The sequence below is a fragment of the Micromonospora craterilacus genome, assembly GCF_003236315.1.
Taxonomy (GTDB): Bacteria; Actinomycetota; Actinomycetes; order Mycobacteriales; family Micromonosporaceae; genus Micromonospora; species Micromonospora craterilacus.
Window position 1 is genome coordinate 1 of record NZ_POTY01000284.1, and the last position, 8,122, is coordinate 8,122.

Annotated in this window: 9 protein-coding genes and 1 pseudogene; 6 read left to right on the top strand and 4 right to left on the bottom strand. The window is 70.6% G+C overall.

From position 1 onward, the window contains the following. Nucleotides 1-498 precede the first annotated feature (498 nt). The 3 genes from C1I95_RS29615 to C1I95_RS29630 all read right to left on the bottom strand — a co-directional run bounded on the left by C1I95_RS29615 (nt 499) and on the right by C1I95_RS29630 (nt 2,542). On the bottom strand, nt 499-840 hold the full coding sequence (locus C1I95_RS29615; RefSeq protein ID WP_111218805.1) for a cupin domain-containing protein: 342 nt from the start codon (nt 838-840) through the stop codon (nt 499-501). Between the two features lie 612 nt (nt 841-1,452). Continuing rightward, nucleotides 1,453-1,650, bottom strand: coding sequence for a DUF397 domain-containing protein (locus C1I95_RS29625; protein ID WP_111218807.1), 198 nt, complete (start codon nt 1,648-1,650; stop codon nt 1,453-1,455). Further along, on the bottom strand, nt 1,643-2,542 hold the full coding sequence (locus C1I95_RS29630) for a helix-turn-helix domain-containing protein (protein WP_438941350.1): 900 nt from the start codon (nt 2,540-2,542) through the stop codon (nt 1,643-1,645). The genes C1I95_RS29625 and C1I95_RS29630 overlap by 8 nt, the downstream gene beginning before the upstream one ends. A 661-nt stretch (nt 2,543-3,203) precedes the next feature. On the opposite strand from C1I95_RS29630, the gene C1I95_RS29635 reads away from it, so the two are divergent. From C1I95_RS29635 to C1I95_RS29655, 5 genes are read left to right on the top strand one after another with little or no spacing between them, the layout of a single operon-like run. Next, a complete protein-coding gene (locus C1I95_RS29635) occupies nt 3,204-3,500 on the top strand; it encodes a hypothetical protein (protein ID WP_111218821.1) in 297 nt (98 codons plus the stop codon). Continuing rightward, a complete protein-coding gene (locus tag C1I95_RS29640) occupies nt 3,497-3,724 on the top strand; it encodes a hypothetical protein (RefSeq protein WP_111218809.1) in 228 nt (75 codons plus the stop codon). The genes C1I95_RS29635 and C1I95_RS29640 overlap by 4 nt, the downstream gene beginning before the upstream one ends. Continuing rightward, a complete protein-coding gene (locus C1I95_RS29645) occupies nt 3,721-4,449 on the top strand; it encodes a GOLPH3/VPS74 family protein (RefSeq protein ID WP_111218811.1) in 729 nt (242 codons plus the stop codon). The genes C1I95_RS29640 and C1I95_RS29645 overlap by 4 nt, the downstream gene beginning before the upstream one ends. 42 nt (nt 4,450-4,491) lie before the next feature. Continuing rightward, complete coding sequence (locus tag C1I95_RS29650) at nt 4,492-5,985, top strand: APC family permease (RefSeq protein WP_111218813.1); 1,494 nt, start codon at nt 4,492-4,494, stop codon at nt 5,983-5,985. Between the two features lie 16 nt (nt 5,986-6,001). Beyond that, nucleotides 6,002-6,706: a GNAT family N-acetyltransferase gene (locus tag C1I95_RS29655; protein ID WP_111218815.1), complete on the top strand. Its 705-nt coding sequence runs from the start codon at nt 6,002-6,004 to the stop codon at nt 6,704-6,706. On the opposite strand, the gene C1I95_RS29660 is transcribed toward C1I95_RS29655, so the two are convergent. Beyond that, nucleotides 6,684-7,295, bottom strand: a complete 612-nt coding sequence (locus C1I95_RS29660) for a hypothetical protein (protein ID WP_111218817.1) — start codon at nt 7,293-7,295, stop codon at nt 6,684-6,686. The two genes, C1I95_RS29655 and C1I95_RS29660, sit on opposite strands and share 23 nt — an antisense overlap. Nucleotides 7,296-7,483: 188 nt before the next feature. Between C1I95_RS29660 and C1I95_RS35980 the strand changes: the two are divergent. Then, a pseudogene (locus tag C1I95_RS35980) lies at nt 7,484-8,122 on the top strand (biotin/lipoyl-binding protein); the annotation flags it as partial.

Consider the following 8,122-nt stretch of genomic DNA (forward strand, 5'->3'; position numbering starts at 1 on the left):
GGAGTGGGGTGTGTGGGGGCTGTCGAGCTGATAGCGCAGCCGGGTCACGGTCCGGGGTTACCGGCCGTGGCGTCACGACGGTGTCCCTGACTGATAGCACGAACGGTTCAGCTCGACAGGGCTCAAGCACCGAGCAGTAGGCCACTTCCGGCCATGCACGGATCTGCCGCTGATCGCGTGTCGCAGAGCGTGACCGCCGGCGTCCCGAGGGACGTCCGGACGTGCCGATGAGGAATGCTTCCACTGACTGAATGCCGCCGGTCGTGCGCGCTCTCCGCTGCGGTGTCCGGCAGCCGCGAAGCGCTGGTGCCCCGCACCTGCTCGTCATGCAAGGCCAGAAGTTCACTCCGAGTCAGCATCACGACGGACGATCCCATCGGCGCTCCTTGCCGGCGCCATCCCCATCGGCCGCGAACCGCGCGTCACCGTGGATATGGACGGTGCTGGTCGCCGTCTTCTGGGCCTGCGGATGATCGCGCAGCTGATCCAGGCTGTAAGTCAGTGAGCGGGTACCGACACACAGACCATTGTGGTGTCCTCGATGGCCTCGACGACCCCGGGCGTCTGCTCGGGAACGTGAACAAAGTCCCCTGCGTGCACCGTTACGGCGTCGCTTCCAGCGCCCACTCGTAGAGCTCCGCTGAGCACCACCCAGATCTCCGCGTAGGAGGCCGGCAGGTCGGCCCACGCCCCGGCGTAGAGGAACGACGTGTAGGCGCTCATCGACCTGCTGGCCTCTTTGCCGAGGCCGGGCGCGATGAGGATCCGGTCGCCGAAGCGGATGGCGTCGTCGCCGATTGTCGAGCTAAACCTGCGGGCCTGCGGGGGCGTGACATCCATACCGAAGTCTCTCTCCCCGCGCGGTGATTAGGCGTCGAGCTCGGTCGCGGCGACGGCGTGCACGGGCGGTGCCTGGATCCCGAGTTCTCGTGCGATGGCCGGGTTCCTGAGCATCTTGTATGACTTCCTGCCAGTGGAACAGGATCGTAAAACCTCGACTCTGGTTGAGGTCAACTGCTGCGGCGGTGAACCGAAACGGCTCCTTTACTGCCTATAGCCACAACCATGCGGCGCGGGCCTGCCCTGTGATAGCGGCCGAGCGGCAAGGGCAGCAGCCGACACTTCCCGAACTTGCCGTCTGCGGTGTGCAGGAATCGCGCGTCCGGATCTGCGGCTGGTCGAGCAGCAGCAGGGCGGTAACGCGATCAGGGGAAGCTTTCAGGTCGCGGCGGGGCAGGACGGCGCGGGGTTGGAGCGCCTTGGCCGCCAGGTGCTCACGACCGGCCTGCTCGCGGTCGATGGCGCAGAAGGACCGTCTCGACGTGGGCGCTGTCGCCCGCGCGTGCACACCTTCGAGGCACCGGGGGTATCGCGTGGAAGCCAGGAAGCGCGGTGCTGATGGTGGCCGCTGGATCAGCGGCCACCATCAGCCCAGGGGTGGTTCGCGCCGGTCTACGGGGTGGGGTTGCGCAGGCTGGTGGTGAAGGCGCTCCAGGACGCGGGCGGGAAGGTCAGCACGGGTCCGCTGGGGTCCTTGCTGTCGCGGACGCCGACGCCACCACCGGGGAGCGTGTCGGCGACCTCGACGCAGTCTCCCTGGTTGCCGCTGCGGCTGCTCTTGCGCCAGTTGACAGTCGTCGTGTCAGCCACGGGTGAATGCCTCCATCGTTGCGGTGATAAACGTCCTCGACGACGTCTCGTCGAGTGCTCGTGAGGTCACGTCGTCCCAGGCCAGGTTGTAGGCGGCGACCTCGGTTGGCTTGTCGAGGTAGAGCGCGCCGGTGAGGCTGTCGACGTAGACCAGTGGTGGTTCAAGGGGTTCCGAGGTTCCCGGTATGGCGGGGAACTCCAGGATGGTGAAGGCGGAAGTCATCCCGCCGTGCACGCCGGCCTCGAACGGGAGGACCCGAAGCCGCACGCTGGGCGACCGGGTCACGTCGAGTAGGTGCTGGAGCTGGGCAGCCATGATCTTCGGGCCGCCCACGGCTCGGCGTATGACGGCTTCGCTCAGCACGACCGACAGGTGCGGCGGGCGTGGGCTGGCGAGCAGACGTTGACGCTCCATCCGGAAGTCGACCTGCCGCTCGACCTCCTGCGAATTGATGAGGCCATGCGGTACGCCCGTAACCTCCCTGGCGTATTCGCGAGTCTGGAGGAGCCCTGGCACCGACTCCGGTTCGTACTTTCGGATGCGCTCCGCACCGCTTTCCAGCCTCACGAACAGGCCAAACCAGCTCGGTAGGCGGGTGTTGGTGTAATCGTGCCACCAGGCGCTCGCCCCGCTGGTACGGGTTTCGGCAGCGAGGGCGAGCAGCTCGGCACGGTCTTCGGGGCTGGCCTCGTACAGCTCGCACATCGCCTTGACCTCGATGTCGCGGAACTTGACCCGATGGTCGCCGGCTTCGATCCGGTGAATCGTCGCGGGGCTGCGCTGGAGGAGCGCCGCCGACTTCTCCTGGCTCATCCCGATCTCTTTGCGGAGGGCTGCCAGCTTGCGGCCGATCCTCCGCCTCAACAGGGCCGATCCGTCCGTGTCGGACACGGAGCCTCCTATCACCATTTTGCCAAACAGCAGCATACAAACGATGGGTCGCTTGATCACAGTCCGCACTTTGCCGCTCTGACCAGGGCTAACACCCGACGGGCGGCTCTAATATGGAACCTCCCTCATGATTTCCCGCGCGGTGATGCCTTGCATTCTGCCCGACAGCGACCAGACGATGACAGTCAGCAGGTTGTCGCCGATTCCGGTACACCAGCGGCATTTCAGGCAGGACGGTCGATCACGGTCCCCTGAGGACAGACGTAACCGGGCTCCGAATTCCACAAGTTGCCGGAGCCGGGTGCAGGGACCGCGCCCACTTCCCCCGTCGGGGGCGGTCCCTGCACCCCATTTGGTCGGGGTGCGCGGTCGGTGCCGGGGAGGGCCCGGCCGCGCATCTCTCAGCGAAGGGTGATGGCAGTGCGCGTCAAGTGGTTCGTCCCCGGTGGCGAGCAGGCGTTCAAGCCGTTCGGCATCGACTGCGAGGGCGCGGCCACGCGCTATGCCGGCCGTGGCGGATCGACGCTCGATGGCCAGGGTGGCGATGACGCCGCATCGCCGACCGAGGTTGCCCGGCGCAATCAAGCCTTTTGGGCGGGCCTCGGCCCGCCGGCTCCGGCCGGTGGGCGTCGCTGGTGGTGGGGGTCGCGGGGGCGTGGCCGTGTATAGGACACCTCAGCCGCTTCCCGAGGTCGCGCCCGGCACGCTGTTGCGGCTGGAGCCGGGTGACTGGTCGTACGGCCGTGATCTGACCCCTGGCACGCCGGTGGCCGTCACCGTGGCAAGCGTCCGGGATCTGCCGAACCGCAGCGACGAGTGGGTGTGGGTGCTGGGTCATCGGCCCGAGTGCGAGTACCCGCATGTCGACCGGCATCCGCCGTGCATGGAGGTGCGGGTCAGCGTGGCCGCGCTGCGCCGCCAGAAATCCGCGCTGCGCCGCCAGAAATCCGCACCATGACCGGCACCGAGGAGAGCGATCGCCCCGGCGATCGCTTCGAGTCGGCGCGCAACACGGTGCTCCAGCACCGCGACGACGGGACCTGTTTCCACTGCGGGGGCGGCGGGTGCGGGCAGCACACCTGGGCGGTCGAGGAGCTGGGCCGCCATCCGGGTGGTCGGGCGCTCCTGCGCCAGCTCGGGTTTCCCATCGACGATTCGACCGAGGAAGGCCAGCCCAGGTGACCAGCACACCCGGCGGCGAGTACGCCCCACACCTACGAGAGCACCCGGTGCCGAGCCGGCCGGTACGGGCCGTCGGCAGTGCCGCCGCGCACGCCATGCGGCTTGCCGATGAGTTCTTCTACCTGGCGCATGACGACCAGACCGGCCGCCCCCGGCTGTTCGAGTCGGCGCTGGCACACGGTCTGGCCGCCGCGCTGCTGGCCGAGTTGCACTGGGAAGGCCGGATCACCTTCGAACGCGGGTACGTCCGCGTCGTCCGTAACGCGCCGCCGAAGGACTGGCTGCAACATCTCGTGCTGGACCGGTTGATCGCCGAGCCGCAGCACACGGCTACCCGGACGTGGCTGGCGTTCGTGGCGACCACCGCCTACGAGCAGGTGGCTACCCGGATGTGGCAGCTCGGGCTCCTCCGCCAGCACCAGGTGGGCCGGTGGTGGCGGCAACGCACGGCCTACGTGCCGGCGGACATGAACACGGCCGCCTGGTCCTGGGCCCGGCTGTCGTACCAGTTGCGTAACTACCAGCGGCTCAACGCCTTCGACGTGGCCCTCGCAGGGCTGGCCATGCACACCCAGCTCGATCCGATCCTGCTCGACGGTGCTCCGCTGGCGGCCCGCACGTTCCTGCGCCAGCAGGTCGAGCAGGCGCACCCGCCGCTGCGGGACCTGCTCGCCGACCTCGGTGCCGTCGTCGGCGGTGCCGTGCTGAGCCACCGCACCGCCTGAACACCACCAATCCCCATCCACTCCTGTTCGGAAAGAGAATCGATGTCCCACTCGAAACCCGACACCGTGTCCGCCGTGCTGGCCCGTGGGCGGCTCGGCATCCCGTCGGTGGTGTTCTTCGTGATCGCCGCCGCCGCGCCGCTCACCGTGGTCGCCGGTGGTGCGACCACCGGGTACGCGGTCACCGGGGTCACCGGCATCCCGGTCGCCTATCTGGTGGTCGCGGCCGTGCTTGCCCTGTTCGCGGTCGGCTACGTGGCCATGTCCCGGCGGATCGTCAACGCGGGCGCGTTCTACACCTACGTCACCCGGGGCCTGGGCCGCCCGGCCGGGGTCGGTGCGGCGCTGGTCGCGCTGCTGGCGTACAACGCGATGCAGATCGGCCTGTACGGCGGGGCCGGCGCGGTCACCGCCCAGTTCCTCGCCGACCGGTACGGCCTCGACCCTGCCTGGTGGGTGTGTGCGCTGATGGTGTGGGCGGTGGTCGCGGTGTTGGGGGTCGCGCGGATCGACCTCAACGGGCGGGTGCTCGCCGTGGTGCTCGTCGCCGAATGCGTCGTCGCGTTGGTCTTCGACGCCGTCATGGTGAGCCACCCGGCCGGCGGGACGGTCGCCTTCGACACGCTCGCCCCGTCACACGTGTTCGCCGCCGGCATCGGCGCGGCGCTGGTCACCGCGATCACCGGGTTCGTCGGCTTCGAAGGCACCGTCGTGTTCTCCGAAGAGACGAAGGATCCGCGCCGCACCATCGCCCGCGCCACCTACATCGCGGTGGCCGTCACCGGCCTGCTCTACGGGCTGTCCGCGTGGGCGATGTCCGTGGCCACCGGCCCGGACCGCATCGTCGACGCGGCCCGCGCCGACGGCACCGATCTGATCTTCAACCTGGTGTCGCCCTACCTGAGCCAGAGTGTCGTCACCGTCGCCCGGGTCCTGTTCATCACCAGCCTGTTCGCCGCGCTGCTCAGCTTTCACCACACGGTGGCCCGGTACCTGTTCGCGCTCGGCCGGGAACGGGTGCTGCCCGCCGTGTTCGGCCGTACCAGCCGCCGCACCGGGGCACCCAAGGTCGGCTCCCTCGTGCAGAGCGGCCTCGCCTTCGCGGTGCTCGTCGGCTACGCCCTCGCCGGGGCGGACCCGATCGTGCACCTGTTCTTCTGGATCACCGTCACCGGCGGTCTCGGGGTGCTGATCCTGATGACCGTCACGTCCGCCGCCGTCGTCGGCTTCTACCGCCGCATCAGCCACACCGAAGGACCCTGGCGCTCCCTCATCGCGCCGCTGACCGCCACGCTCGCGCTCGGCGGGATCCTCACCGTGACGCTGCGCGAGTTCGACACCCTGCTCGGCGTCGCACCGGACTCGCCGCTGCGCTGGGCGTTCCCCGCCGCCTACGCCGCCGTCGCGCTGCTCGGCATCGGGTGGGCGCTGCTGCTGCGTACCGCGAACCCGGAGATCTACCACGCCATCGGGCTCGGCGCGGACAGCGACACCGGCCCGCTGCGCGCCCCCGACACCGTCCGCCAACCAGCCTGACCATCCAGGAGATGCCGTGAACAACAGTGTCACCATCCGACCCGCGACGCGCACCGACGCCGGCCCGCTGATCGCCGTACTCGCCGAAGCGTTCCACGAAGGACCCCTCGCCGACTGGCTCATCCCCGACCCCGACGACCGCCGCACCGTCTACTACCGCTACTTTCGCGACGCCCTCCAGCACGGTCTGCAACACGGCGAGGTCCACACCACCGGCGACCAGTCCGCCGTCACCATCTGGTACCCCCGCCGCGAACCCGCCGACACCGGTCAGCGGCGGGAGACGCTGGAGCGCATCGCCGGCCGCTACGCACCGAAGTTCGTGCTGCTGGAGGAGATGTTCGACGCCGTCCACCCCGACCAGCCACACCACTACCTCGCCTACGCCGCCGTCGACCCGACCCGGCAGAACCGGGGCGTCGGTGCCGCGATGCTCACCCACCACCACCGTCGCCTTGACCAGCTCGGCCTGCCCGCATACCTGGAAGCCAGCAACATGCGCAACCGGCGGCTCTACCTCCGCCACGGCTACACCGCCGGACCGACCATCGCCCTCCCCACGGATGGGCCGATCATCTGGCGGATGTGGCGCGGCGCCCCCACCGACACCGGGCGGACCCCGTTCCCACCGACGACGGCCGGCGACGCCGCCCAACGACGCGGCTGGCCACCCCCGCCGAGGGAGGTAGACCCCGGGCCTAGCTGGTCGGCGACGGGCTGAGCACCCGGCACGCCTCCAGCGCGGCCGTGGCCGCCGCATCGGACGGGTCGATCTGGTCCAGGGCGACACCGCGGTCGTTGAGACAGTTGCGGTAGGCGGCGGTGTTGCCGTCGCCGGCCGGGCCCGCGTCGCCGGGCCGGCCTGCGCCCGGCATGCCGGGGCCACCGGTGGGCCGCAACGACGAGCAGGCGTCCTGCGCCTTCTGCCACGTCTCGTCGTCCACCCCGGCCGGCCGACCCTGACCGCCGAAGGCGCCACGGCCGGGGCCACCGGAGCCGTCCGGTGCACCCGAGGGCCAGCCGTCCGGTGCACCCGAGGGCCGGGCGGTCGGGAAGCCCGACGGCCGTGCGGTGGGTGCGCCCGAGGGGCGGTCCCCGCCGGCTCGCCGCGACGGGTCCGCGCTGGGCAGCGTGACGCCGTTCTCCGCCAGACAGCTCTGGAAGGCGGCGAGGGCGCCGTCCGGCCCCGGCGCGTCCCCGCCCGCGGGCGAATCGGTGTCGGCTCCGCCTCCGCAGGCGCTCATCAACACCACGCACGCGGCGGCGGTCAGTACGGCCACCAGCGGGCGGTGGCGTCGGGTGGTCGGCACGGGGGCTCCTCACTTCTGCTGGATCCGCCCAGGGAAGCGAGCGCACCTCCCGGCCGCCTCAGGGCCGGCTCGGAGTTCCCTCAGAAGCTGCGCCCGGCGCGGAAACGGGCGGCGGGGATCGGCGTTCCGAGGAAACTGTGAGGTGGGGTCGAGCCGGTGGCGAGGCGGCGTACGGAGACTGCTCAGCCATGGGAAGACCCCCGAGACGGTGGTGGCGTACCCGGTGGGCCCGTCGGGGGGCCGTCGGCGCGGCCGTGTTGCTCGTGATCGCGGTGGCGGCCGTCTCGATGACGGCCGCCGGCGGCAGCGAACCCGCGGCCCGGCCCGTGACGGTCGCCGTCGACCGTGGACCGGTCACGGTCGAGGTGGCCACCTCCGGGACCGTGCAACCAGCGACCGTCCGCACCTTGAGCTTCACGGTGGCCGGCACCGTGGCGAGCATCTCCGTGCGGGCCGGCAGCCTGGTCGAGTCCGGCCAGCAGCTCGCCGAGCTGGACGACGACGACACGGCCGTCGCCTCAGACGCGGTCGCCACGGCGACGGAGGCGCTGGCCGAGGCGCGCAAGGCGCTGACGGCGGCGCAGCAGGACAATGCCACGGACGCCACCGGGTGCGCGGCCGGCGTGGACACCGGCAGTGTCCGGCCGGTGTCGTGGACCAGCCCCACACCGACCGCCCCGGGTACGCCGACGGCGTCCACCGCGCCGAGCGAGCCGACCGTCACCCCGACACCCACCGGTACGCCCACCGCCAGCACCGTCCCGTCGAGCCCGACGCCGACCACGGCGGCACCGGAGCGGCCCACCGCACCGGCCACCCCTCGGACC

What these genes read in the sequence shown, in the direction of transcription:
- C1I95_RS29615 (WP_111218805.1), bottom strand. Translation starts at nt 840, where the DNA reads ATGGATGTCACGCCCCCGCAGGCCCGCAGGTTTAGCTCGACAATCGGC.
- C1I95_RS29640 (WP_111218809.1), top strand. Translation starts at nt 3,497, where the DNA reads ATGACCGGCACCGAGGAGAGCGATCGCCCCGGCGATCGCTTCGAGTCG.
- C1I95_RS29650 (WP_111218813.1), top strand. Translation starts at nt 4,492, where the DNA reads ATGTCCCACTCGAAACCCGACACCGTGTCCGCCGTGCTGGCCCGTGGG.